Origin of the sequence: Streptomyces sp. 1114.5, from assembly GCF_003635085.1 — a bacterium.
GTDB lineage: Bacteria > Actinomycetota > Actinomycetes > Streptomycetales > Streptomycetaceae > Kitasatospora.
Genome location: NZ_RBXE01000002.1, coordinates 1779075 through 1804198, shown reverse-complemented (window position 1 = coordinate 1804198; position 25124 = coordinate 1779075). Strand labels below are relative to the sequence as shown.

The following is a 25124-nucleotide window of genomic DNA, read 5'->3' as shown; positions in this document are numbered from 1 at the left end:
CGTTTCGATGGTGCGGTGGTGCGGTGGGGTGAACTGTAGAACAGCTGCGACTGTTTGATGCATCGTCAGTTGATGCGCACGAACGCCCCCTTGAGGATCGCCTCGGCCCCGCCGTCCACGGTGACGGCGGTCGTGCCGCGGATCGTCACCGAGGCGCCGCGCACGTTCACCTCGCCGGTGCCCGCGTCGAGGGTGATCCCGGAGGAGGAGAGGCGCACCGTGCTCCCCGCCGCGCCGCCCGCGCCGTGGACGGTCAGCACGATCTCCCCGTTCTGCTGGTCGAGTTTGACCTCCAGCTTCTTGTCCCCGCTCGCCAGCCGGACCCCGGAGGCGCCGCCCGGCACGTCCAGCAGTTCCAGGCGGTGGCCCGAACGGGAGGCCACCGAGCGGCGGTTGACCTTGCCGGAGGCCGCGTCGACCAGCGGCACGTCGTGCGGCGAGGGCTTGTCCACGCCGTTGTAGAGGCCGCCCAGCACGTAGGGGCTGTCCAGGTCGCCCTGCTCGAAGCCGACCAGCACCTCGTCGTTGACCTCCGGGCTGACCACCCCGCCGCCGCCGTGGCCGCCCCACTGCACGGTGCGCACCCAGTCGGAGACGTACGTGTCGTCCAGCCAGGGGAACTTCAGCTTCACCCAGCCGCGCTGCCCGTCGCCCGGCTCCCGGACGTCGGTGACCACGGCGACGGCCAGGCCCGGCATCCGCGGCCCGCGCGGCGGCGCGTTGCCGCCGGTGACGAGCCCGGCCAGGGAGCGGTCCGGCGAGGCGCTGACCACCACGGTGCTGCGGTAGCCGCGGAAGGGTTCGATCAGGTGGCGCACCCCGGTGACGGTGTAGCGGCCGGAGAAGGCGGCGCCGACGTTGCCCAGGGCGACGGCGCTGCCCGCCCGCAGCCGCGGGTTGCCCTCGGCGACCGCCTCCAGCTCGCCGAAGCCGGCGGCCACCGAGGCGGCCACCGAGCGGGCCACGGCGGCCGTCTCCGCCTGGGTGCGGTACGGGGTGTCGGCGACGGTCAGCTTGGCCCGGCCGGGGAAGGCCGAGGCCGCCACCGAGGCGCTCATCCCGGGCAGCACCGTGCGGGAGGTCACCGAGGGCTCGGTGGCGACCAGGGCGCTCTTGGTGGTGACGTTCCAGCCGCGCGCCTCGACGGTGTCCGCGCCGGCCGCACCGGTGAGCACCCCGCGCAGCTCCAGCAGGTTGCGCCCGTACTCCAGGACCATCGGGCTCTGCGGCGCCGGGGTGGACGGCGCCGGGGCGCCGGACGCGGGCTCGGGCCGGACGAACTCCAGCCGCCCGTCGTCGTCCACCCGCACCTGCGCGCCGCTCTCCTGCGCCAGGAACTGCAGGAACTCCCAGTCCGGGACGTTCGCCTGGGACAGCTGCTGGTGGACCACCGGGAACGCGTCGACCCGGCCGCAGGACAGGCCCGCGCCCGCGGCGACCTCGCGGACGATGTCGGCGGTCGTCATGTTCCGGAAGGCCTTCACCCGGCGCCCGCGCATCAGGCGGTGGGTGACCGCCGACGCCCGCACCACGGTGTACGAGCCGGTGGTGTCCACCTCCAGCTCTAGGGCCGTCACCTCGCCGGTGAACAGCCGCACCTGGGTGTGCCCCTGCACGGTGACCACGGACACCCGCAGCGGGGTGCCGATGGTGATGCCCGTCGCGGCGAGGAAGGTGTGGTCCGCGTCCCGGAAGCTCAGCACGGCCGTGTCGGGCAGGCCGACGCTCTCCTCGATGTCGCAGGAGACCAACTGCGCCGCCCAGGCCGGCGGCAGCGGGCCCGGTGCCTCGACAACGGGATCCGCGGCGAACGGCCGGCCGCCCCGGGCCTCGGGAGTCGTCATCGCCGCCCGCCCCGGGTCAGTTCGTCGATCCCCGGCACGATCAGCTCCGCGCCGGGGACCAGCGCCAGCGGATCCTCGATGTCGTTGGCCTCCGCGATGGCCCGCCACGCCGTCGCGTCCCCGTACGCGCGCCAGGCGAGCAGCGGCAGGCTGTCGCCCGCGATCACCCGGTGGGTGCTGCGGGCCTCGGGCGAACCGGAGGTCGGGTTCTGCCCGGCCGGGTCCACGCTGGCCTCGTCGATGGAGAGCGAGCAGACCGCGCGCAGCGGATTGCCGTCCACGTCGAACAGCGTGTAGGTGACGGACAGGCCGGTCAGCACGCCGTTGAACGACGTCGTCTTCAGGGTGCCCCAGTCCAGCCGGATCCAGGGGCTGGCCGGCGTCTTGCGCGCCAGGCTGGTCGGGGTCGGCACGCACGCCGTCATCAGCTGCTCCACCGCCCGCTCCACCGAGTTGTCGTGGGTCGCGGTCGAGTCCAGGAACACGTCGAGGGAGAGCGAACGCGGACCGCTGCCGACGAACTCCGGCAGCGCGGACTGGCCCGCCATCCGGGACGGCGTGCGCCGCCACTCGGTGGTCTTGCGCAGCACCAGGGTCGCCGGGTTGAACTGGAGCCGGAGCTGCGCGAGCGTCCCGCCGGGCTGGGCGCCGACCGTCGACGGGGGCTCCATGATGGTCAGTTGGGCCCGGGTCACGCTCGCGGGGACCGCTGCGGACATCCTGGTGCTCCTCACGATGGGTCGTACGGTCGGTGGGCGGGGCGGGTTGCGGACGTGGACGTGGACGTGGACGTCAGGAGGGGCGGAGGCCCGCGTGGGCGATCTCCAGGGTCTCGATCGCGGCCTGGGAACCGGACGGGTCGAAGGACGGGCCCTCCCACCGCACCGGGACGATCCCGAGCACCTGCCAGCCGATGATCCGGCTCAGGTCGGGGCGCAGTGCCACGATCTCCCCGTCCTTCGGTTCGACCTTCCGGACGATCTCGCCCAGCCAGCGCGTGATCTTGGCGCTGTCCGCGGTGACCGCGCGGGTCAGCGTGATGTTCGTCCAGGTGATCCGGCCCGGCAGCTGCCAGGCGAAGCCGTTGTTGCCGCCCTCCGCGTACTGCTCGATCTCGACCTGGGCACCGAGCCCCGAGCAGGTGGTGAACTCGCCCAGGTCGTTGCCGCCGATGGTCAGGCTGAAGAACACGCTGGTCGCGAAGATGTTGTCGGTCATCGGTTCCGTTCCCTGCTTCCTGCTCCTGCTTGGTGCGTCCTGCTTGCGGCCTGCTGTGCTCAGCGGCGCCCGTCGTACGGCCGCCCGCTGCGCTCCCTCCCCCGGCGCAGCTCGGTGCGCAGCAGCCGCCCGACCGGCTCGACCAGCCGCCGGGCCAACTCGTCCAGCTCGCCGAGCCCGACGCCGCCCGGCTCGGACGGCGGTCGTCCGTCACCGTGGTGCGCGGAAGTGGTCCGGGCGGGCGAGCCGGGCGCCGGGGCGGCCTGCACCGTGGTCGGCGTGCGCGCCGGCACCGCGGTCAGCGGCACCCCGACCAGACCCGCCTGCTCGGCCACCCGCTGCAACACCTGCGCCGTACCGGGCAATGACGGCGAGGGCGAGGGCGACGGCGGCACGGGCGTGGTCTGGGCGGGCCAGGTGTGAGCGGGTCCGGTCCGGGCGGGCGCGGCGGGCCGTACGGACGGAACAGCGCTCATGGCGCGCGACACGACGGGCGAGGACACGGCGTTGAGCCGAGGGCCCGTCGCACCACCCGGACCCGGCTGCGTCCAGGACGCCTGCGGAGACGGGGAGGGCGGGGACGGCGGGGGCGGTGGGGAGGCGGCCGGAAGCCGCTGGAGCGACGGGGCCGCCAGCGGCGTGGGCCGGACCACGGGCGGGCGCGGCACCGTCACCACGGCGGCCGGTGCGGCGGATCCGCCGCGGCCGGGGCGACCGGCGGACGCCGGTGCGGCGAGACGCTGCACGGCCGGGCGGCCCGCGGTCGTACCGCCGCCGTGGGTTCTCTGGCCGATCTGGCTGCTGCGACCGCTCGGCACCGAACTCTCTTGGTCCGACGGCCGATCCGCGCTCCCCCGGCCGGCTGCCTGCCCCGAGGAGCGCCGCGCCCGCGCGCTCTGCACCGCGCCCACGGCCCTGCGCACCAGCCCGGACGGGCGGTCCGTCGCCAGCCGGTCACGCCCGCCCTCCGACGAACCCCGCACGCGCGAACGCTGCACCGCACCACCCGCGCCGCCCGCGCCACCCGCCTGAGCCGGCGCCGCTGCGGCCGCGGCTGCGGCGCCGGAAGCACCGGATCGCACGGGGCTTGCCTGCGGCCCCGGTTGCCCGACGGCGCTACGACTGTCCGCGGCGCCCGGCGTCTGCCGCGCACCGGAACCCGAGCGCTGCACGGCAACCGCAGGCCGACGCCCGGGGCCGCCGGGCGCCGTCGGCTCGGCGGCCGGTTCGCCGTCCGTGCCCGACTGGAGCGCCCTGGGCCAGACGGCCGGCACCACGGGCGGGGCGGCTACCGCCCTGCCTGCGCCGGTCCCGGTAGCCGTCCCGGTCGCGGGTGGCGTCGCCGAGGCCGCCAGGGTGACCTTCATCGGACGTTCCCCGATCAACCCCCGCCTCAGGACACCGAGTTGCGCGGCACGCTGCACCCGCAGGCCCCCGGCCGACGGCCGCACGGGAACCACCGGGCCGCTCCCGCCCCCCTGCGGGGCCCCGGCAGCGCCGGCCGAGCCGGCCGAGCCGGCCGAGCCGGCCGCCCGGGTCGCGGGGACGACCGGCTGCGGCGCAGCGCCCGGCCGACGTTCCGGACCGGTGCCAGAGGAAGCCGTACCGGAATCCGCCCGTCCGTCATCGCCACTAAGCGGCCGGGCCGCCGGTTCCACGCCGCCTTCGCCGGAACGCCGCACAGCACGCTGCACATGCGGCGCCTCGCCGATCGAAGGCGCAGCGGCGGTGGGAACCCTTGATCCCTGAGACCGGCCTGCCGAAGCCCCCGAGCCGGCATCGGAACGCTGCACACGCAGCCCGACACCGGTGGAGCCGTCCCCACCCTGAGATCGACCCGCCGGGTCCGCCGAATCATCACCGGAACGCGGGACGGCTCGCTGCACCCGCGGCCGCTCCCCGGCCAGTGGCAGGGCGGCGGGCGGCGTGCTCTGCGTCGGCACGCTCCCGCTGCTGCCGCCGCCGGTGGCATCGCCCATCGTCGGGCCCGCGATCCGCCCGGCCGGCGCTCGCCCGCCGAGCAGCGGCGCCGTTCGACCCGGCGCGGCAGCCGTCGGCGGCAGCGCGTCCAGGGGCGCGCCGAGGCCCCCACGCGTACGGGCCGGGGTCTGCTCGGGACGCGCGTGTCCGGCCCGTTCGGCAGTCGGCGAGGTCGGCGCTGTCAGCACTGTCTCCGAGGTCCGCGAGCTCGGCGACGAGGGCGCGGGCGAGGGGGTGGCGGCTGCGGACGACGACGTGCGCTGCACGGGAGTCCCGCCGTCGGCGCCGCGCACGGGACGGGAAGCGGCCGGGCCGGCCGGCTCGGCGGTCGCCCGGGCGCGCTGCCCGCCCTCGGCGGCCTCGGGCCCGGCCGTAGCGGTGCCAGTGCCGGTACTGGTGCCGGTACCCGTGGGCCGGGCCTCGGCGTGGACGACCGGCAGGGCCGGCCCGCCCGAGGCTGCGTCAGGGACTCGGGGGCCGGTGGCGGCCACGGGTGCGGCGCTCGCGGGCAGCGTGGTCAGGGGCGCGCCGAGGACCGGGCGGGCCGGGGCGGCCTTGTCCGGCGAGGCAGCAGCCCGCTGGACCGTCTCTCCGCCGTGCCCGCTCCTGGTGGGCGCGGCGATGGGGGCCGGGCCGGCCGCCGTCGGCGCGACGGCTCCGCCGTCCTCGGGCGGGTGCGGGCTGCCCGGTGGTTCCGCCGCCGGGCTCGACGGCTCGGCGACAGCGCGCGGCGCCCGGGTCGGTCCCGGGACCACGGTCACCGGGCGCGCGGCCAGTGCCCGGGGGCGCCGCGCCACGGTCAGCGCGTCGCCGACGGGACGCGGCCGTACGGGCCGCACCGGGCGGGCCGGGTCCGCAGCACCGCCGCGACTCGGGGAGGTGCTGTCCTCAGCGGACATCGGCGCACTGCCGTCAGCGCCCACCGAAACCGCCGCCCGGTCGGACCCGCCCGAGCGCGCCGTCCGCGGCGCCGACCGGACGGGAAGCCGCCGCAGCCCACCGGCCCGCTGGACCGGCCGCTGGACGGGCCGGGCCCGCCTCGGCGCCCCCGACTCCTCCGAGTCAGTGAGGTCCGCCGTCGGCTCCGCCTCCGCGGCCCCGACCGTTCCGCTGACGACCGGCAGCGCGAGTTCGTCCCCGCCCCCGAAGGCGGCGGCCGACCCGACCGGCCGCGCCACCGCCCGCAGGATGCCCACCGGGGCGGAGGGCAGCACGGCGTGCCCGAGCGGCCCGCACAGCGAGGGGTCCTGCCACGCGGAGAGCCGGGACCGGAACCGCAGGCCGTCGCTGACCCCGTGCGAGGCGCCGGCCAGGGTCGGGACCAGCGGCCGTACGGCACGCCAACCCCCGTCCCCGGCCGCCGTCGGCGGCCGCTGCCCGAGACCGCCGCCGTCACCAGGCCGGGCAGCACCCACCCGGGCATCACCGACCCGGGCGGCACCGACGTCCGTACCTCCGTCCGCCGCACCGCCCGCCTTCCGGCGCCCGATCCAGTCCCGCAACCCCACCCCGCTCACCCGCCTTCGCTGACGCGGGTGTTGAGCCGCGCGATCTCCCGCACCCACTGCGCGCGTTCGCGGTGGGTGAGGTCGAGGATGTCCTCCCGCTGCCAGTGGAAGTGGTAGGCGATGTACGCGACCTCCTCGTACAGCCGAGCAGGCGCGTACGTCACGATTCCCCCAGGCGCCCACCGGCGAGGTCGACCTCGAAGGCGCCGTCGCAGTGCGGGCAGGTCACCGCGGCGCGCGTGTGGCCTTCGCTGTTGATCCGCTGGTAGAGGTCCTGGAGGAAGGCGACGTCGGTGGCGTACATCCGCTCCACGATCCCGGTGTGCACGTCGGTGAGGTCACCGAGCCTGGTGATCACGTGGCTGAGCAGCACCACGCTCAGGTAGGCCGGGTTCTCCTTGACCCGCAGGTCGATCTGCGGCATCAGTTCGTCGCGGGCGGTGGCCAGGCGCATGGTGCCGTGCCGGTGCACGGTGCCCTCGTCGTCCACGTAGCCGAGCGGCAGCTCGAACTCGAACTCGGTGTGCGGCGCCTGCCTCCTGGGCCCCGCCGGCGCCGCCTGCCCCGCGGGCTGCGGCGGCGCCGGGTTCTGCGGGGCCGTGCTCTGCTGGACCGGGCCGCGTTCCAGCAGTTCGTCCAGGCTGATCCTTCGCCTCACTCGACACTGATTTCTTCGAAGACGATGGTCACGGTCTCCGTCGCGGCGCTGGATTCGCCCGCGGTCAGCGTGGGGCCCTCCCAGCGGCTCGCCCAGGCGTTGGTCAGCTGGATCCGCCGCAGGGTGGCACCGGTGGTGTCCTTGACCTCGATGGTGAGGTTCTGGCGCGCGGTGTTGATCGCCCCGTTGTTGAGGGTCTCCTTGATCCAGTTCGAGAACGCGCTGCTCTTGTCGAGGCCGCGGGTGATGGTCACCTCGCCGGGCAGCCGGGCGCCGGGCTGCTTGCGGACGATCAGTTTGCCCTCTTGGGTCACCTGCTTGTACTCGACGACCTCCTGGTCGACCGTCAGGTTGCTGATCTCCTTGACGGACTCGACGTTGTAGCCGCCGAGTTGGACGCCGAAGATGTGTGTGGAGAGCGGATCGCCTTCAGCCATGGCTGCTTGTCACCTTCCGATGAGTGCGGGACGGGGCACCGACGGGGCGCCGACCGTGCTGGTGGTGTGGTGTGGTCACTCGTTGACGAGGCTCGTGCTGTCGGAGAACTGGGACAGCCGGAACACCACGAACTCCGCGGGCTTCACCGGGGAGACGCCGATCTCGCAGACCACCTGGCCGAGGTCGATGGACTCCGGCGGGTTGTTGTCGCGGTCGCACTTGACGTAGAAGGCCTCGGCCGCGGTCTGGCCGAACAGCGCCCCGCGCCGCCACTCCTCGGTGAGGAACGCGGTGATGTTGCGGCGGATGCTGGACCAGAGCCGGTCGTCATTGGGTTCGAAGACCACCCACTGGGTGCCCAGGAGGATCGATTCCTCCAGGTAGTTGAAGAGCCGGCGCACGTTCAAGTAGCGCCAGGCCGGGTCGGAGGAGAGGGTGCGCGCGCCCCAGATCCGGATGCCGCGCCCGGGGAACGCCCGCACGCAGTTGACGCCGATCGGGTTCAGCAGGTCCTGCTCGCCCTTGCTGAGGCGGATCTCCAGGTCCACCGCGCCGCGGATGACCTCGTTGGCCGGGGCCTTGTGCACCCCGCGCTCGGCGTCGCTGCGCGCCCACACCCCGGCGACGTGCCCGCTCGGCGGGACCAGCACGTTGCGGCCGCTCGCCGGGTCGAAGACCTTGATCCACGGGTAGTACAGGGCGGCGTAGCGGGAGTCGAAGCCCGCCTCGTCCTGCCGCCAGGTGCGCATCCGCTGGGCGTCGAGGCCGGGCGGCGGGTCCAGGACGGCGATCCGGTCGCCCATCTGCTCGCAGTGCGACATCACCGCCAGCTGGACGGTCCGCAGGCCTTCGCCGTCGAGGTCGCCGCGCTGGTAGGCGCTCATCAGGTCGGGCACCGCGACCATGGTGATCTCGTCGATCGCCTCCAGGCCGGAGAAACCGGTGCGGGCGGCCGCGTCGCCGACGTACTCGGCGGGGTCGAGCCGGGTGGCGGGGGCCGCGACCGGCCCGGTCGCGGGCGCGGCGGCGAGGGCCTGGGTCTGGCGCTCGGGGCGGCTCGGCGCGGTGCCGGGCTGTTCGGCGACCGCGATCAGCTTGGACTCGCGCAGCTGGGTGACGACGTAGCCCTTGGTGCTCTTGCGGGTCGAGACGTCGTACGTCTCCGCGACCTCACCGCCGCGCCGCACCAGCAGGCGGAACCGGTCCTCGGGGACGTTCTCGCCCTCCACGTCGGCGATCTCGACGGACACCTCGCCGCCCGCGCCGGGCAGCGCGGAGTAGAGGAAGCCGGCGATCGCGACGGGCGGGGGCGCGCTCACGGCGCGGGCGGGGGCGGCACCGGCGGCCCGCCGGGCCGGGTCGCCGACCCGTACGACGTAGGCGGAGCCGCCGCCGTTGGCGAAGTAGCCGTACACGGCGTGCGCCAGGTAGGTGCCCTCGGTGAACCCGCCGAACCGCTGGACGTACTGGTCCCAGTTGGTCACCAGCGTGGGCTCGTGGAAGGGGCCGGTCTCGGCGAAGCCGACGAAGGCGGCGACGGCCGTGCCGACGCCCTCGATCGGCCGCGCACCGGACTGGACCTCCTCCACGTACACGCCCGGGGTGAGGTACGACGGCATTCGCGCTCCTTCGGATGGCCGGTCATTCGTCCCCGAGTCTGCTGCCGGGGCGCCGCCCGGGGACATGTCCGCAGGTCCCGCGCCGGGGGCAGGAACGTTTGCCCCGACGGGCACCGCCCCCGGTACCCACAGGTAGCAGGGGCCCCACGGGAGCCCGTGTCACCCCCGCCCGGCGTCCCCGATGATGCCCAGCCACGGCCCGAACTCGCTCTCCAGCACCAGTCGCCCGAGCTTGCGGTACTCCCCGACCACCGCGGCGACCAGCTGCGCCATGCCCAGCGGGGCGCCCGTCCCGGCGGCCAGGTAGGCGGCGGAGACGGCGCAGGCCCGGATGGAGCCGCCGGTGAGCTCGAAGTTCCGGGCGCAGAAGTCCAGGTCGAGGTCGTCGCCGCGGGGCAGCCGCGGCCCCAGGCAGCGGTCCCAGAGCACCCGCCGCTGCGCCTCGTCCGGCAGCGGGAAGTCCGCGATGACGTCCAGTCGGCGGGTGAACGCCTCGTCGAGGTTGGCGCGCAGATTGGACGTCAGCAGCGCGATGCCCTCGAAGGACTCCATGCGCTGGAGGAGGTAGGCCGTCTCCACGTTGGCGTGCCGGTCGTGGGCGTCCTTGACCTGCGAGCGCTTGCCGAACAGCGCGTCCGCCTCGTCGAACAGCAGGACGCCGTTGACCTGCGAGGCCTCGGTGAAGATGCGCTCCAGGTTCTTCTCGGTCTCGCCGATGTACTTGTCGACCACGGTGGACAGGTCCACGACGTACAGCTCCATGCCGAGTTCCGCGGCGACGACCTCGGCCGACATCGTCTTGCCGGTGCCCGACTCCCCCGCGAACAGGGCGATCACGCCGTTGCCGCGGCCGCCGCCCGGGCGCATCCGCCACTGGCCGAGCACCTGGTCTCGGTGCCGGGCCCGCAGCACGAGTTCGCGCAGCCGGCCGGCGGTGGGTTCGGGCAGGACCAGGTCCGCCCAGCCGACCGCGGGCTCGATCCGGCGGGCCAGGCGGGCCAGACCGGCGCCGTTCTGCGCCCGTACGGCGGTCCGCAGGTCCTCGGCGCGCACCGGACGCCGCTCGGCGGCCGCCGTCCGGGCCGCCACCGCGGCGGCCCGCTCCAGCTGCTCCTGGTCGACCCGGTAGGCGGCCACCGCCTCGGCCAGCTCCGGCGGCAACGCGCCGTCGGCCGACTCCCCGGCCAGGGCGCGGGCCCACTGCTCGGTGCGGTCGCGCGCGTTCGGCGGCGGGACGGTGACCACCACGGGACTTTCCCGTGCCCAGGCCGGATCCCACACCTGCGGGCCGTGCACGACCAGCGGGACGGCTACTCGCCCGCTCGCCTCTTGGACGCTCGGAGCGCCTGCGAGCTCCGCGCACAGCTCGCGCACCAGGGCGGCGCGCTCGGGACGTTCGGGTTCGAGCCGGTCCAGCGGGCCGAGCACCACCCCGCACCCGGCCAGCCGGGCCTCGCGGGCGAGCACCCGGACGACTCCTCCGGCCGGGCGGGCGGCCAGCGCGGCGGCGTCGACGACCAGGGGCGGCGGGCCGTCGGCCGCCAGGGCCGCCACGGCCAGCGGGCCGGCCGTCCCGGCCCGGTCCAGCAGGTGCACCGGCCCGCCGCACGCCGCCACGGCGCGCAGCCGGTCGGCGGCGGGCCGGTCGACACCGGGCCAGGGGCGCTCCTCGGGGGCGGCCCGGCGGGCCACCCCGGCGAGCGCGCCGTCCGGTTCGTCGTCGCCGAGCAGATGGGCCGTCACCCGGTCCGGCACGCGCAGGGTGCGGGAGAGCAGCGGGCGCTCCGGCTCGCCGACCTCCAGCAGGCCGCCGGCGATCAGCGGGGCCCGGACCGAGAAGCGGGAGCGGCCCGCGCCGGCCCCGGGCAGTCCGCACAGTTCGAGGGCCAGCCCGATGGTCGCCCGGCGGCGGGTCAGGTCGTCGTTGAGGTAGCCGTAGAGCTGTTCGAAGCGGGTGTCGAGGTCGGGGGCGAGGGCCACCAGCAGCAGGTCGAGGTCCACCGGCAGCAGCCCGAAGGCGGCGCTGAGCCGGGCGAGCCGCGAGCCGGGCGGCGGCGCGGGCGAGTCCCCGGCGGCGGCGTTCCGGGGGTGGGCGCCCTCGGGCGCAGCACGGCCGCCGTGCACCGTGGCGGAGGCCGCCAGGATCCGTTCCACCGCCTCCGGGCCGAGGTACTGGCCCCGGTACGGGTCGTCCGGGTCCGGGTCGTCGGCCCGGCGCTCGCGCACCGCCGTACGGACCCGTTGCTCGACCCGGTGCAGCCGCTCCCAGAGGTGGTCGGGGCCGGTCGGCGCCGGCCGGGTGGCCGTTCCGAGGTCCGGGCTCATCGTGCCCCGCCGCCCCTCGGCCGGCGGCCCGGCGGCAGCCCGCGCTCGCGGGGCGCGGCGAAGCCGTCGGCTCCCGGGTCCGTACCGCCGTGGTAGCGCAGCCGGCGGCCCGGACCTCCGGTGCCCGCCGTACCCGGCGCGTCCGCCGCGTCCGCCCGGCCGATGGACTCGGTGCGCACCACCAGTCCCTCGGTGACCGGCGGTCCGGCCGGGGTGCGGCCGCCGGGCAGCGGGGCGAGCAGCCTGAGGTCGATCGAGGGGCGCAGCTCCCCGCCGAGCCCCGACCAGACGTCGGACACCGAGGGCAGGCCGGTGTCGCGCCCGGCGATGTCGAGCCCGACGGTCAGTCCGAGCTCGGCGAGCGTCCCGGTGAGGACCCGGGCGGGCAGCGCGTCCACGGCGGTCAGGCACTGCAGGACCTCGGCCAGCAGCCGGTGCTCGTCCTGCGGCCGGTTGGTCCAGACGGTGACCAGGTAGGCCAGCTCGAACCAGCGGGGGGCGGGGCGGTGGCCGACCACCAGGCCGTCGGCGTCGTGCTCGGCGATGGTGCCGGCCTGGCGGCGGCCGGTCTCCTCGCGGATCCCGTAGAGGAAGACGCTGACCGTCGGCGCGGTGCGCCGGGCGGTGAAGTCCCGGGTGGGCGCGTCGAAGGCCACCTCGATGCCGCGCTCGGGCAGGCCGGCCTCGGCGAGCAGCAGCCGCAGCGCCTCGTCGACTTCGTGGATCACCGGCGTTCCACCTCCCCCGGCGGGCCGATGTTGCCCTCGACCACCAGGAAGGGCGTGGTCACCGGGGAGAATCCGGGGCCGTCGGCGGTGATGGTCCGCGGGCCGGTCTCGTCCTTGGGGAGGATGAGCAGCTGACCGGCGAAGGTGCCGTCGGCCCGGGGGAAGGTGGGCGCCGCGGCGGCGGTGATGCCGGGCTGCCAGGTGAACCGCACCGGTGCCCCGGGCGGGAAGTCCACGCCGCGCACGGAGGTCACGAAGCCGGGCTTGCCGATGGGCGGGACGGCGACGATGCGGGGCTGGAGGATGCGCAGCGGGGTGCTCGCCCGGTGCGGTCCGGGGGTGGCGTCGGTGCCGGTGGTGGTCAGTTCGGCGGTGATGGTGGTCTCCAGTACGGCCACGGGTGCGAGCACGACCCGGACCACCTGGCTGCCGCCGGGGCGCAGGTCGGCCAGGGTGCAGCCGGTGCTCCGGCAGCCGGGCGGCAGTGCCTCGGTGGGCACGCCCGCGGGCAGGCCGAGGGTCAGGCGCAGCCCGGTGGCGAGAGCCTGGCCGGTGTTGCGCACGGTGTAGCTGACGGTCACCCGGCCGCCGACGTAGCCGGGGTTGGGCTGGGCGTCGACGGACACCTCCGGGCCGGCCTGCGGTGCCGGGACCGTGTCGGGGGCCGGCGGGGGCGGTGGCGGTGCGGGGGTCGGCGTGGCGGGCGGTGTCGGGGTCTGCGAGGCGGTCGGTGACGGCGTCGGGGTGGGGGTCGGCGAGGGGGTCGGTGCGTCCTGCACCGGCAGCAGGGTCTGGGCGGAGTCGTCCTCGGGGTTGGGGTCGGCCACCGTCCCGGTGACGGTCCAGCCGAAGGGCTGGGTGCCGCTGCGGGTGCCGATCAGACGGGCCGTCACCCGGACCACCGCGTGCGGCGCCAGGGTGCCGAGCTCGCAGCGCAGCGCCCCGGCGTCGCACGTCCCGACCGGGCTGGTCAGCGCGCCGAGCCGGGCGCCGGTGGGCACCGAGGCCGTGAGGACGGTGCCGGGCGAGGGCGCGGGGCCCTTGTTGGTGACGGTGATCGTCACGTCCGTGCCGCCGTCGACGGGGACGACCGGGGTGCGCCCGGGTGCGCTGAGCGCCAGGTCGACGGACTGCTGGACGGCCGGCTCCTTCTGGCGGCCCGGCAGTCGCCGGTCGAGCGGGGTGAGGCTGCGGGACGCGAAGTCGTAGAGGGCCAGTCCTTCCGGCGAGTTCGGCGGCAGGGCGCGGCGCGCGGTGAGGACCAGCTGGGCGCTGTTCGCCGTCCAGGCGACGTCGCGGGGCTGGAAGGGGCCGGCGTCGGTGGTTTCGGGCAGCGGGCGGGTGCAGGCGCCCTTGTCCCCGTCGAGCCCGGTGGGCAGGACCACCGTGCAGTCGGCGCCGGTGGGCGAGGCGACCAGGATGCCGTCCCGGCGGTTGTTGCCGCCGTCGCCGGCCTTGCGGTTGAAGGCGATGCGCCGGCCGTCGGGCGAGAACGCGGGGCTGTCGTCGATGACGTTGCAGGCGCCCGGGCAGAGCGTCCGGCTGAGGTCGCTCTGCCGGGTGAGGTCGTCGGCGGGCACGGTCCACAGGTGCAGGTTGCCGGCGTTCCCGTCGACCACCGCGGTGCGGGAGAAGACGATCAGCTTGCCGTCGGGGGACCAGAAGGGCTGGCCGTCGGAGGCGCCCTGCTGCCCGGCGGGTGGCTGGACGGTGCCGACGATCGTCCCCGTGGAGACCTCGGCGATCAGGATCCGTCCCGGGCGCCCGGGTTCCCGGCCGGTGGCCGGGGTGCTGCGGCTGAACACGACCAGCCGGCCGTCCGGCGAGACGGAGGGGTCGGTGTCCCGGTCGAGCGGGCCGCGCCCGGCGAGGTTCATCGGGTGCGGGTCGCCGCCGTCGGCGTCGGCCAGCCAGATGCGTTGGATCCGCCCGGCGGGCGAGTCCTCGTAGCGGGTCACCACGATCTGCCGGCCGTCGGGCGTGTAGGTCTGCCGCTCGTACCAGGGGTCGAAGCCGGGGCGGGGGTGGAAGAGCGGGTCGGCCGCCGGGTCGGGATCGGTGTTGGCGGCGGCGGCCGGGTCCTCCCGGAGCACGCTGACGCCCAGGTCGCGCGGGTCGCCGCCGTCGGGCCGGACGTCCTGGACGTCGGCGACGTTGGAGCCGGACGCGCTGGTCTGCTCCACCACCGGGCCGCCCCCGCTCTGGGGGCCGAGCCAGGTCGGCGTGGCGGTCAGCCGGTCGGCCCGGTAGAGCAGTCGGGGCGGGGTGCAGTCGCAGGTCGGTGCCCGGTACAGGTTCACCACCGGCGGCTGGGTCGGGTCGGGCTGCGGGCTCGGGTCCTTGGGGTCGAGCAGGTCGGCGCTGAGGAAGAGCACCCCGGTGCCGTCGGCCAGCCAGGCGGCGGAGCCGGTCTTCCAGGTGGAGCCGGTGCCGGGGAAGAAGGCCTTGTCGCCGCCGGTGGGCGAGGTGAGCATCAGGGTCCGGCCCTGGTCGCCGCCCTTGTCCCAGGTGTAGACGATCTGGTTGCGGTGCGCGTCGTCGTTCACCGGGTTCCAGGTCGGGTCGACGGCGTCCCCGACGTTCACGTCGGTGACCTTGACGGGCGCGCCGCCGGTGAACGGCCGCAGGTAGATCTGCCGGTGGGACGGTTCGCCGGTGCACGAGTAGGCGATCCACTTGCCGTCGGGCGAGACGGTCGGGTGGGTCTCGTCGGCCGCGCCGTCGGTGATCCTTCGCAGTCCGCTGCCGTCCCGGTTCACCGCCCACAGGACGCTCTGCGGGGTTCCGTCGTCGCGGGGCTCCCGCGACTCGAAGACCACGCCCTTGCCGTCCGGGGCCAGCGCCGGGTGGGCGGTGTCCATGCCGGTGGTGAGCCGGTGCACCGCGCCGGCCGCGTCCCGCAGGTAGACCTGGGGCAGCGGGCCGTCCCGCAGGCTGGTGAAGACCAGTTCGTCGCCGCGGGCGGAGGGGTCCTGGTCGAAGTGGACCGGGCCCGGCCCGAACAGCGGGGTGCTGGACTCCGTGCCGGTCACCCGGCCGAGGCCGCGGTGGTTGGTACCGGCGAAGACGATCCGCCCGGCGGCCGGGTCGGCCACGGCGGCCGGGGCCGCGGGGACGCCCTGGCCCCCGGGGGCGGAGCTGCCCAGGGTCACCACGGCGGCGGCCAGCGCGAGCAGCACCGCGACGGCGGCCCGGGCCGGCCGCCGGATGGAACGGGGAGTGCCGGTGGCGCCGATCACGCTCGACCTCACAGGTTGACAGGGGCGGTCTCCGGCAGTCTCCCCGGCCCGGGCGCCCGGGAACAGGGCCCGGGCACCCGAGCCGGGGGTAACGACCGGTGTCCCCGGAGGGCAGCCCGCCGGGGGCGGCCGGCCCGGTGGCCGCCGTCGGGCCGGCCCGGGCCTTGTCTTCACACCCCGCCTGCGGGCCGACGCCGGCGCCCGCGCTCTCAGATGAGTCCGCGCCGCATGGCGTAGCCCACGGCGTGCGCCCGGTTGCGCAGGCCCAGCCGCGTGATGATCTCGTGCAGCACGTTCTTGACGGTGCGTTCGGAGTACGAGGTCTTGGCGGCGATCTCGCTCGTGTCGAAGCCCTCGGCGACCAGCCGGAGCATCTCCGCCTCCCGAGCCGTCAGGGTCGACAGGGTCAGGCCGCGCCCGTCGAGCATGGTGCGCTGGAGCATCCCGATCCGGTCGAGCAGTTCGCCGAGCAGGTCCCCGGGCATCACGCCCTCCCCGTTGGCCAGGGCGGTGATCAGGTGCACCAGCCGGTCCTGGTCCGCCTCCGAGCGGCGCAGCACGGCGGCGACCCCGTTCTCGACGATGGTCTGCAACCCACCGGCCTCGAACTGACCGACCACCAGGCCTATTCGGCCCGAGGTGGCGAGCCGCAGCCGGCGCAGGTGCTCGGCCACCGCCTCGGTCAGCGCGTCGACCACCAGCAGGGAGACCTCCGCCCGCGCCGCGTCGGCCTCGCTCAGCAGCTCCACCTCGGGCCGCTGGCGCAGCTGTTGGACGACGCCGGTCTGCAGGATGATGTCCTCCGCGTACACCGCCACGGGCACCTGGGCGGGCTTGCCGCGCACCTGGGCGGGGATGCCCGCCCCGGCCCGGCGGGCGCCGGCGGAGCGTGGTGCCACCACCGTTCGCCGGGTGGTGACGGCCTCCTCACGGGCTGTGTCGGTCGAAGTCATCGTCGTACTCCATCTCTTCACTTGAAACAAAGGGTGGTGGCGGCCGGCGGCCGCGGGCGGGACCGGCTCCGGCCGGGGGCCGGGTCTTCGTGCTCCCGCCTGCGCCGCGACGGGGCCGGGCAGGGCCGGTCCGTCCGCGCGGGCAAGGGGCGTGCCCACAGCTTGCCCGTACGGCCCTCTCCCCGGACGGTCCGACATGCCTACCGTCACACCATGACCACATCCGCCGAACTCGGCCTGCCCGCACTGACGGTGGCGCCCGGTGGCGTGGCCACCACGACCCTGACGGTACGCAACGACCTGGACATCGTTGAGGCGTACTCGCTGGAGGTGGTCGGCGACTGCGCCGCCTGGACGACGGTCGAGCCGGCCCGGGTCTCCCTCTATCCGGGGACCTCCGAGACGGTGACGGTGCGCCTGGCGCCCCCGCGTTCGCCGAGTTCGCGGGCCGGGGAGTTCCCGCTCGGCATCCGGGTGTTGCCGGCCGAGCACCCCGAGCTGGTGACGGTGCCGGAGGCCACGGTCACCGTGACGCCGTTCCAGGAGCTGCAGGCGGCGCTCGCGCCGCGCCGCCGCCGCGGCTGGCTGCGCGGACGCTACCGGGCCTCGGTGCGCAACCTCGGGAACGCGCCCGGCACGGTGGCCCTGACCCCCGGTCAGGCCGGCGAGGACCTGCGGTTCCGGGTCACCCCGGAGCGGCTGCGCCTCGAACCCGGCGAGTCTGCCGAGCTGCGGCTGCAGGCGCGCGCCCGCAAGCTGATCTGGTTCGGCAAGCCGGCCTCCTGGCCGTTCGAGGCCACGGTGGGCCCGCAGGAGGCCCCGGGCGGTACGGAGGGGGGCGGCCAGGGCACGAGCGGCACCGCTTCGGACGGCCAGACCCCGACTCCGGCTCCGGCCACCGCCCCGACGGCCCTGCAACGGCCCGTCCTGGAGGGCGAGTTCCTCCAACTGCCGGTCTTCCCCAAGTGGCTGCTCGCGCTCCTGGCGCTGCTGATCGCGCTGCTGCTGGCCTGGTTCGCACTGGTCCGCCCGGCGGTGCGCAGCTCCGCGAAGCAGGCCGCCGAGCAGGCCGTCGCCGTCGCCCAGCAGAGCCCCACCCCGGCCGCGCCGCCCGCCGGCACTCCCGAGGGCGGCGCGCCGACGGCCCCCGCCGCCGGGAGCACCGGCAGCCCGGCCAAGCCCGGCTCCGGGCAGCCGGGCACCGGCGGCCGGACCTCCGGTCCGGGTGGCCTGGCGGTGCCCGGGAGCGGGCAGCAGGGCTCCGCCACGATCGACGTGCAGACCGCGAACGGCGCCGCCGCGACGGGCAGTTACCAGGTGCCGCACGGCAAGGTCTTCGACATCACCGACATCGTGGTCGCCAACTTCCAGGGCGACCAGGGGCTGGTGACGATCACGGCCGGGAACCAGACGATCACCACCATCGCCTTGGAGACCTTCCGCAACCAGGACTACCACTGGGTGACTCCCATCCAGGTCCCCGAGGACCAGGCAGTGACGGCGAGCGTGACCTGCGAGTCACCCGGCACGCCGGCCTCGGGCAAGCAGGCGGCCACGTGCCACGAACTCCTCAACGTCAGCGGGACGCTGAGTGACATCAGGCAGGGGAACTGATTCGGTGTGCAGGCTGACTTTCCTCTCCGGGCGTCCGGGGCGGAAAGGTGCCCGGATGCCGCGAATACGTCAACAGGCCCTCGTCCGCCCGGACCGACCCGTTCGTCCACGTGTTCTCCCCCTCCCGTATCTCCTCTCACATCCTGTGACCATGTCAACACCCGCCGGATACCGTCGCTGGTCCGACCGGCTGCGACAACCCGTCCGGGCCCGTACCAGCCGGGCCGGACTGCCCTTCCGGGACAGTCCGGCCTGTCCCTGACGGGCAATCAGTACGGCCCTGAGGGGCAGCGAAGTCTGCCCCGGTGCGCAGCTGACGTCCCGCCTACTCGGCAGTAGCGTGGTGCTGCTCCCGTACCGGAGGCGCCGACGGAGCCGCCCGCGCACCGACCGACCCCTCCAGAAGGAGGAATCACGTGCGCGCTCACGAACCGCAGCGGCGAGCCGACCGCTCCCCCGCCGCCACCCGCCCGGTGCGCTCGGGCGCGGGGGCCGGCAGTGCCCTGGCCCTGCAACGGACGATCGGGAACGCCGCGGTGGCCCGCCGGATCGAGCGGGCCCGGCACGGATCCGCCGGTGCCGCCGGTGCCGGGCCGGAGGAACTGCCCCTGCAGCGCTCCCTGGTGCACGAGGTGCTGCGGACCGCAGGACGGCCGCTGGACGGCACGACCCGCCGCGACATGGAGTCCCGCCTCGGGGCCGACTTCTCCGACGTACGGCTGCACACCGGCAGCACGGCCCGCGCCTCCGCAGCCGAGGTCGGCGCCCGCGCCTACACCTCCGGCAACCACGTGGTCCTCGGCGAGGGCGGCGGAGACCGGCACACCCTGGCGCACGAGCTCACCCACGTCATCCAGCAGCGCCAGGGGCCCGTCCCCGGCACCGACCGCGGCGACGGCCTGCGGGTCTCCGACCCCGCCGACCGCCAGGAACGCGAGGCGGAGGCCAACGCCGTCCGCGCCCTGTCCGCCCCGCCGGTCCACGAGGAGGCGCCCGCCGGCGTCGGTCCGGGCCCCGGCCCCCGGGCCGGGGAGGCGGTGCAGCGGATGCCGCCCAAGCGGGACGCGGAGACCGCCGGCATCCGCGGGAGCAGCCCGCCCGCGACGGGCCGGCGCACCCGGGGCAAGGCCCGTGCGGAGAACCTGGACCTCAACCGGCCCGTCCTGGAGTTCGAGTCGGAGTACGAGGGGCCGTCCACCCAGAAGCTGCGCGCCTCCCAGAGCATCGGCTTCCGGCAGGTGGCGCGGTTGAAGAACCCGCCGGGCGCGCCGCAGCGGGTCTCCAGCAACTACCACTTCTGGCAGGAGGTCTCCGACTCCAGCGTGCAGGTCATCGAGTCGGGCGAGGAGTTCAAGGAGCACGCGTCCAACCGCGGGTGGGTGCAGGACGGCCCCTACCGGCCGCGCTACACCAACGCGGTCATCAACGACGTGCAGGACAAGATCGAGTTCAACGACAACCCCGGCTTCTCCACCACGGCGGCGATGACCTCCGGGTACTGGCTGAAGTCCTACACCGTCACGTTCCGCTGGAAGGTCGCCCGGAACACGGGCACCTGGAACCGGAACGCGCCGTGCTGGAGCAGCCCGGAGGTCCAGCACACCGTGGTCTCGGAGTTCGACCCCGCCGACCCCGAGAAGGACGCCCCCATCACCGCACGCCCGGCCGGGCACTTCACCTGGAACGTCGACCTCTCCACGCCGGCCGCCGAGGCGGCGGACTGACCGGCTCAGTGGCGGGCGAGCCCGTCGAGCATCGACTGCAGGGTGAAGTCGAAGCGTTCGTGGCCCGCTCCGGCGGTGAGTTCGGCGGCATGGCGCCTGAGCTGGGGGAAGGTGTCCGGCAACGCGGCGAAGCGGCTGCGCAGTTCGTCCCGGCCGACGCCCCATCCACTGGCGCAGTGGCCGCGCAGGGAGGCTTCCAGGGCGTAGGCGTTGACGTAGAGCAGCAGAGAGTCGATGCCCCAGGCGGCGGCCTGCGGGGCGACGCCTCCGGCGAGCAGGACGGCGAGCATCCCTTCGGCCAGCCGCAGGGTGTCCTCGTTGGTGGGGGCGGCGGCGAGCGCGGCCCGGGACAGGCCGGGGTAGCGCAGGTACTGGTCGCGCAGCCGGGTGCAGACGCCGGTGATCTGCTGCCGCCAGGCGGCCGGGTCCGGCGCGGGCAGGTCGATCTCCGCGCAGAGGCGGCCGATGAGCAGTTCGCCCAGGTCCTCCTTGTTGACGACGTGGGCGTAGAGCGACGCCGGGCCGGTGTCCAGGGCGGCGGCGACCCGGCGCATGGTCAGCGCCTCGTAGCCCTCCTCCGCCACGATGCCGAGCGCCGCGTCGACGACGGCGTCCACCGTGATCGGCCTCGTCCGCCGCCCCCGCGCCGGCAGCGCGCCCGCCTCGGCGTCGGGCCGGAGGTGGCGCGCTGCGCGGCGTTGCTGCGGGGTGGATGCCATGGCCCGAGCGTACCGGAGGATCGAACCGCGTTCCGTAGCGGACGAACAGCGTTCCTCCGGCCCCTCCGGGAGGGGTCACCAGCACATCCGCTACTGCCTGGGGCCGGCCACGGCGTAGAGCAGGGTGCCGGTCACCAGCAGGGCCGCGGCGGTCGCGGTGGACGCCGCCGTACCGGGCGGGAAGAGCATCCACTTGGCCACCTCCCCCACCCGGCCGTCCGGGGTCGGGACGAGCACGGTGAACCCGAGCCAGCCGGTCGGCAGGGCCCAGGCGAACTGCGCCCCGCACAGCACCGCCCCCAGCGCGGCCAGCCCGACCAGGCCGGCGCTGTCCCGGACGACGACCTCGACGGGGGCGAGCTGCCCTCCCGCCGCCCGGACGGCCAGCAGTGCCGCACCGGCGGCCGCGCCGATCAGCAGCACGTGCGCCGCCCGGCGCGGCGCCCAGCGGATCGCGGCCGTCCGCTCCAGCACGACGTCCGGCCCGCCGAGCCCGACGGAGCCCGCCACCACGTTCGCGGTGAGCGCCAGGACCACCGTCCCCAGGTCCGCCGGGCCGCCCCGGTCGAACAGCCACACCGCCGCCGCCACCAGCAGGACCACGGCCGCCGAGGCGGGCACCTGCCGGGACCGCGCGTACAGGGCCGACCACCTCATCGCGGCTCCTCCCCCGCCAGGACCGGACGCCAGTTCCGGCCCGGGCAGGGCAGGGCGGCGGCACGGAGCCCGACGATCCGCGCGCGCTGCTCGTCCGGTGGCAGCGCCGTCAGGCCCTGCCAGGCGGCGTCGGCCTCCGCCCAGGTCCGGAGCGCGTACGCCTCCGTGCCCTTCTGCTCCAGCGGCCGCAGCCCGGGGTCGTGCAGGGCCCAGCTCGCGGCGACGCTCTGGGCCGCGATGTCGGCGTGGTCTCCGCTCTCCCGGTCGTTGTACGGGCGACAGTTCGGCACCAGGCCGTACCCGACCAGCAGGCGGGTCAGCTGCTCGCCCGTCGTCCCGTCGAGCAGCCGGTCGTCGAAGTCGACGAGCACCGTGCCCCCGGTGATCCCGCGTGCGTCGCCCAGCGCGCGCAGCGCGGTGTCCTCCCGCACCGAGGTCGGCGCCGCGTCGCCCAGGACGCCGTGCAGCACGCTCAGCGCCTCCCTGCCGCGCAGGGCGAGCTCGGGCAGGCGCGAGCTGTTCGCCCGCGTCACGCACACCGGTCCGTCGCAGACCTGGGCGGCGGCGGCCCGGTCGACCACGTAGGTGTCGCGCGGGTCGCCCGGGAGCACCGGCAGGGCCAGCGCCGCGCCGGCCAGGACGGGGAGCACCGCGAGCAGCCGGGCCCGGCGGGTCACCGCCGAGAGCAGCGCGAAGCCGGTGGCGAGCAGGCCGAGCAGCCAGAGCGCCTGGCCCAGGTGCACGGAGCCGGCGAGCGTCAGCAGCATCTGCCGCGGCTCCGCGATCGACGGTGACAGCTGGGCGAGCCGGTTCGGCGCCGTGCTCGACGGCAGTGCCCCGTCGCTCCTCGCGTTCACGAGGACGTCCGCCAGCAGGAGGGCGAGGACCACCAGGGCGGGCGGGGTGAACACCGACGGCAGCGTCCGCGCGACGCCCATGCCGAACACGGCCCCCGCGACCAGGGCGAGCGCCGCCACCAGTGGGATCGGCAGCCAGCCGAGGTGCGTGAACGTGGTGGCGCCGAGGGCGACCTGGACCCCGCCGACCGCGACGACCAGGCCGAAGCCCGAGGCCAGCGCGAGCGCCAGCGCCCCGGCCGGCAGCGCTGCCCGGCGCCAGGCCGGCCGCGGTGTCGTCACCAGCAGTTCGGCCATCCGCGAGCGGGCGTCGCGAAGCCCGTACACCGCGCCCAGGCCGACCACGAGCGGCCACCAGAAGGCCAGCAGGTACCGGGTCCACAGGGCCATGGAGGTCCACTGCGCCGTCCACCCTGCGGCGCCCCGCCACCAGACCCCGTCGATCAGGCAGAAGACCGCCAGGCTGCCGGCCCCGACGACGAGGCCGGGCCAGGGGGCGGCGGAGCGCTTCAGCTCGGTGCGCAGGAGTCGTCCGATCACCAGGTGCCCCCCGGCCGGCCGGAGGTGCGCAGCAGTGCCGAGTAGCCGCGCTCCAGCGGGCTGTCGCCCGGGTGCTCGGCGCTGCCCGCCGCGGCGAGGTCCTGCGGCGTGCCCTGGAAGACCAGCCGGCCCTCGGCGAAGAGCACCACGTCGGAGCAGGCGGCGGCGACGTCCTCGACCAGGTGGGTGGAGACGACCACGCAGGTGTCGCGGCCGAGCTCCTGCAGCAGTTCGCGGAAGCGCAGCCGCTGCGCCGGGTCCAGGCCCGCGGTCGGCTCGTCCAGCAGCAGTACGGCGGGGTCGTTGACGATGGCCTGGGCGATGCCGGCCCGCCGCACCATGCCGCCGGACAGGGTCTTCATCCGGTGGTCGGCGCGGTCCGCCAGGCCCACCCGCTCGACGGCCCGCTGGACGGCCCCGGGGATGTCCGCCTTCGGGACCTCCTTCAGCCAGGCCATGTACTCGACGAACTCGCGCACCGTGAAGCGCTTGTAGTAGCCGAAGTCCTGCGGGAGGTAGCCGATCCGGCGGCGCAGGGCGCGGTGGTCGCCCGGCCGGCCCACCGGGGTGCCGAGCAGTTCCAGCTCGCCCCCGGCGGGGCGCAGCACGGTGGCCAGCGCCCGGATCAGGCTGGTCTTCCCGGCGCCGTTGGGCCCCAGCAGGCCGTGGGCGCCGGTGCCCAGGGCGAGGTCGAGCCCGTCGACGGCCAGTTTCCGCCGTCCGACGCGGACCTTCAGGCCGTCGGCCCGGATCTCCCAGGCGTAGGTCTTCGGCGCGGTGTCGGCCGTGCTCGTCATGGGCGTCATGCGGTGGTGCCTGTCATGCGGTGGTCCCTTTCGAGGGGCTTGGGAGTCTTCGGGGTGTTCGGGGTCTTCAGGGTCTTAGGGGGCTTCGGGGTCTTCGGGGGCTTCGGGGCGAGGACGGCGTCACAGCGTCGGATACGCGTTCCTGCGGACGACCACCGCGCCGGCGCCGAGCGCCAGCAGCAGCCCCCACAGCGGCAGTTGCTCCGGCTGGAGGGCGGCGGGGACGCGGCCGGAGACCCACGCGGGTGCTGCGACGAGGGCGCCCCAGGCGGCCGCCAGCCCGACGGCGGCGCGGGTCACGCCGACCACGCTGCCCAGCGCCAGGGCGGTGGAGGTGAAGGCCAGCGAGGGCAGCAGCCACTGCGCGGCCGTCATGGTGCCGGTCAGCCGGCCGCCCGCCAGCAGCGCGGGCACGACCACCAGGAGCACCGCCGTGGTGCGCCGGAGCAGCAGGGGCAGGCCGGCCCGGGCGGTCGAGGCCGTCAGTTCGTACGCCGGGTCGAGGGCCCGCGACCATGCCGCGGCGACCCCGCACAGCGGCAGTACGGGTGCGAGCGGCAGCACGGGCGAGGCCGTGCCGGACAGCAGCGGCGGCGCGAGGGCGGCCAGCAGCAGCGCGATCAGGGTCACCAGGGCGGTCGTCGCCAGCCACGGGGTCAGCACCGGTGTCAGCCAGGCCGACACCCACCGGGGGCGGAGCCGGCGCGCGGGCGGGCGGCCGGCCGCGTCCAGCTGCGGTGCCAGGCCGGCCCGGACGGTGTCCACGAGGGCGGCGATGCCGGGCGCCCCGGTGGCCACGGAGTCGGCCAGGCGGCCGCGGCAGGGCGCGCAGGTCTCCAGATGGGCCTCAAGCGCCCACACCGTGTCCGCCGGCAGCGCCGTGTCGCCGCGGGCGTAGTCGGCGATCAACCGCGTCGACGCGTGGTCGCCGCCGCTTCGCCCAGGTGGCTCGCGCCGCGGGTTCCGCTCGTTTCGCTGGTTCCGCTCCCTCATGCCAGTGCCTCCCGCATTGCGATCCGGGCCCGGCGGGCGCGGGTCTTGACCGTGCCCTCGGGCAGTCTGAGCAGGACCGCCGTCTCCCGGACGGAGAGCCCGTCGAGCACCGTGGCCTGCAGTACCTCGCGCAGTTCCGGCGCCAGCCGCCGCAGCGCGTCGCCGACGTCACCGCCGACGGTCCCGGCGAGCGCCTCCTCCTCCGCCGCGGGCACCACCGCCCGCTCGGCGGCGGCGACCGGCGGCTCGGCGTGGTGGGCCCGGCGCCGGAACGCGTCGACCAGACGGCGCGCCGCGATCGTCCACAGCCATCCGACGGCCGTCCCGCCGACCGCGCTCCCGGCGAACGCGCCGGCCGCGCGCCACACCGCCAGATAGGTCTCCTGCATGACCTCGGCGACGATCTGCTCGTCCGCGCAGCGGCGGCGCAGCCGCACCGCCAGCCACGGCGACGTCCGCCGGTACAGCTCGTCGAACGCCCCGCGGTCGCCCCTGGCCACCAGCCGGACGAGGCGTTCCTCGTCCAGCTCGTCCAGTGCTCTCCTCCGTGATCTCACACCAGCCAGACGCCCGATCCGGCGCGCAGGTTCTGCATTCGGCGTGACCTGCGTCACAGCCTTCCGGCGGGGGTCGACGGCCCCGCGGGTCGTACGCCGCGGGCGGGCCCAGACTGGAGGGGACCGCCCCGCCGCAGGAAGGCGTCC

At 75.6% G+C, this 25124-nt stretch carries 20 protein-coding genes; 2 read left to right on the top strand and 18 right to left on the bottom strand.

Features of this window, described 5'->3' with window-relative positions:
- Positions 1-65 precede the first annotated feature (65 nt).
- The 12 genes from BX285_RS31015 to BX285_RS30960 form a co-directional block, all read right to left on the bottom strand.
- Positions 66-1844 (bottom strand): VgrG-related protein, encoded by a 1779-nt coding sequence (locus BX285_RS31015; protein WP_121178924.1) that lies wholly within the window; start codon positions 1842-1844, stop codon positions 66-68.
- A complete protein-coding gene (locus tag BX285_RS31010) occupies positions 1841-2563 on the bottom strand; it encodes a LysM peptidoglycan-binding domain-containing protein (RefSeq protein ID WP_097234861.1) in 723 nt (240 codons plus the stop codon). Before BX285_RS31010 ends, BX285_RS31015 begins: the two co-directional genes overlap by 4 nt.
- Positions 2564-2636: 73 nt before the next feature.
- Positions 2637-3062 carry a phage tail protein gene (locus BX285_RS31005; protein WP_097234862.1) on the bottom strand — a complete coding sequence of 142 codons (426 nt, stop codon included), beginning with the start codon at positions 3060-3062 and terminating at the stop codon, positions 2637-2639.
- Positions 3063-3121: 59 nt separating this feature from the next.
- Positions 3122-3538 carry a hypothetical protein gene (locus BX285_RS36935; RefSeq protein WP_143685627.1) on the bottom strand — a complete coding sequence of 139 codons (417 nt, stop codon included), beginning with the start codon at positions 3536-3538 and terminating at the stop codon, positions 3122-3124.
- 3017 nt (positions 3539-6555) lie between these two features.
- Positions 6556-6714: a DUF6760 family protein gene (locus tag BX285_RS37575; RefSeq protein WP_179852662.1), complete on the bottom strand. Its 159-nt coding sequence runs from the start codon at positions 6712-6714 to the stop codon at positions 6556-6558.
- Positions 6711-7208 (bottom strand): hypothetical protein, encoded by a 498-nt coding sequence (locus BX285_RS30990; RefSeq protein ID WP_097234865.1) that lies wholly within the window; start codon positions 7206-7208, stop codon positions 6711-6713. Before BX285_RS30990 ends, BX285_RS37575 begins: the two co-directional genes overlap by 4 nt.
- Positions 7205-7645, bottom strand: a complete 441-nt coding sequence (locus BX285_RS30985; RefSeq protein ID WP_097234866.1) for a phage tail protein — start codon at positions 7643-7645, stop codon at positions 7205-7207. Before BX285_RS30985 ends, BX285_RS30990 begins: the two co-directional genes overlap by 4 nt.
- Before the next feature lie 75 nt (positions 7646-7720).
- Complete coding sequence (locus tag BX285_RS30980; RefSeq protein WP_097234867.1) at positions 7721-9265, bottom strand: phage tail sheath family protein; 1545 nt, start codon at positions 9263-9265, stop codon at positions 7721-7723.
- 159 nt (positions 9266-9424) lie between these two features.
- Positions 9425-11590 carry an ATP-binding protein gene (locus tag BX285_RS30975; RefSeq protein ID WP_097234868.1) on the bottom strand — a complete coding sequence of 722 codons (2166 nt, stop codon included), beginning with the start codon at positions 11588-11590 and terminating at the stop codon, positions 9425-9427.
- Entirely contained in the window at positions 11587-12318 is a 732-nt protein-coding gene (locus BX285_RS30970; protein ID WP_097234869.1) for a DUF4255 domain-containing protein, read from the bottom strand. The genes BX285_RS30975 and BX285_RS30970 overlap by 4 nt, the downstream gene beginning before the upstream one ends.
- Positions 12315-15557 (bottom strand): hypothetical protein, encoded by a 3243-nt coding sequence (locus BX285_RS30965; protein WP_259470859.1) that lies wholly within the window; start codon positions 15555-15557, stop codon positions 12315-12317. The genes BX285_RS30970 and BX285_RS30965 overlap by 4 nt, the downstream gene beginning before the upstream one ends.
- 209 nt (positions 15558-15766) lie before the next feature.
- The gene (locus tag BX285_RS30960; RefSeq protein ID WP_097234870.1) at positions 15767-16510 is read right to left on the bottom strand and encodes a LuxR C-terminal-related transcriptional regulator; all 744 of its coding nucleotides are present in this window, start codon (positions 16508-16510) and stop codon (positions 15767-15769) included.
- A gap of 213 nt (positions 16511-16723) precedes the next feature.
- Between BX285_RS30960 and BX285_RS30955 the strand changes: the two genes are divergently transcribed.
- Positions 16724-18124: a hydrolytic protein gene (locus BX285_RS30955; protein WP_183107258.1), complete on the top strand. Its 1401-nt coding sequence runs from the start codon at positions 16724-16726 to the stop codon at positions 18122-18124.
- A gap of 416 nt (positions 18125-18540) precedes the next feature.
- A complete protein-coding gene (locus BX285_RS30950) occupies positions 18541-19848 on the top strand; it encodes a DUF4157 domain-containing protein (RefSeq protein ID WP_121178921.1) in 1308 nt (435 codons plus the stop codon).
- A 5-nt stretch (positions 19849-19853) separates the two neighbouring features.
- Here the strand turns inward: BX285_RS30950 and BX285_RS30945 are convergent, their stop codons facing one another.
- The 6 genes from BX285_RS30945 to BX285_RS30920 all read right to left on the bottom strand — a co-directional run bounded on the left by BX285_RS30945 (position 19854) and on the right by BX285_RS30920 (position 24977).
- On the bottom strand, positions 19854-20567 hold the full coding sequence (locus tag BX285_RS30945; protein ID WP_097234872.1) for a TetR/AcrR family transcriptional regulator: 714 nt from the start codon (positions 20565-20567) through the stop codon (positions 19854-19856).
- Between the two features lie 90 nt (positions 20568-20657).
- Entirely contained in the window at positions 20658-21224 is a 567-nt protein-coding gene (locus BX285_RS30940; protein WP_121178920.1) for a hypothetical protein, read from the bottom strand.
- A complete protein-coding gene (locus BX285_RS30935; protein ID WP_121178919.1) occupies positions 21221-22621 on the bottom strand; it encodes a hypothetical protein in 1401 nt (466 codons plus the stop codon). Before BX285_RS30935 ends, BX285_RS30940 begins: the two co-directional genes overlap by 4 nt.
- Positions 22618-23427, bottom strand: a complete 810-nt coding sequence (locus BX285_RS30930) for an ABC transporter ATP-binding protein (RefSeq protein ID WP_121178918.1) — start codon at positions 23425-23427, stop codon at positions 22618-22620. The genes BX285_RS30935 and BX285_RS30930 overlap by 4 nt, the downstream gene beginning before the upstream one ends.
- A 120-nt stretch (positions 23428-23547) precedes the next feature.
- Positions 23548-24336, bottom strand: a complete 789-nt coding sequence (locus tag BX285_RS30925) for a zf-HC2 domain-containing protein (protein WP_121178917.1) — start codon at positions 24334-24336, stop codon at positions 23548-23550.
- 80 nt (positions 24337-24416) lie between these two features.
- A complete protein-coding gene (locus BX285_RS30920; protein ID WP_179852665.1) occupies positions 24417-24977 on the bottom strand; it encodes an RNA polymerase sigma factor in 561 nt (186 codons plus the stop codon).
- Between the last annotated feature and the right edge of the window lie 147 nt (positions 24978-25124).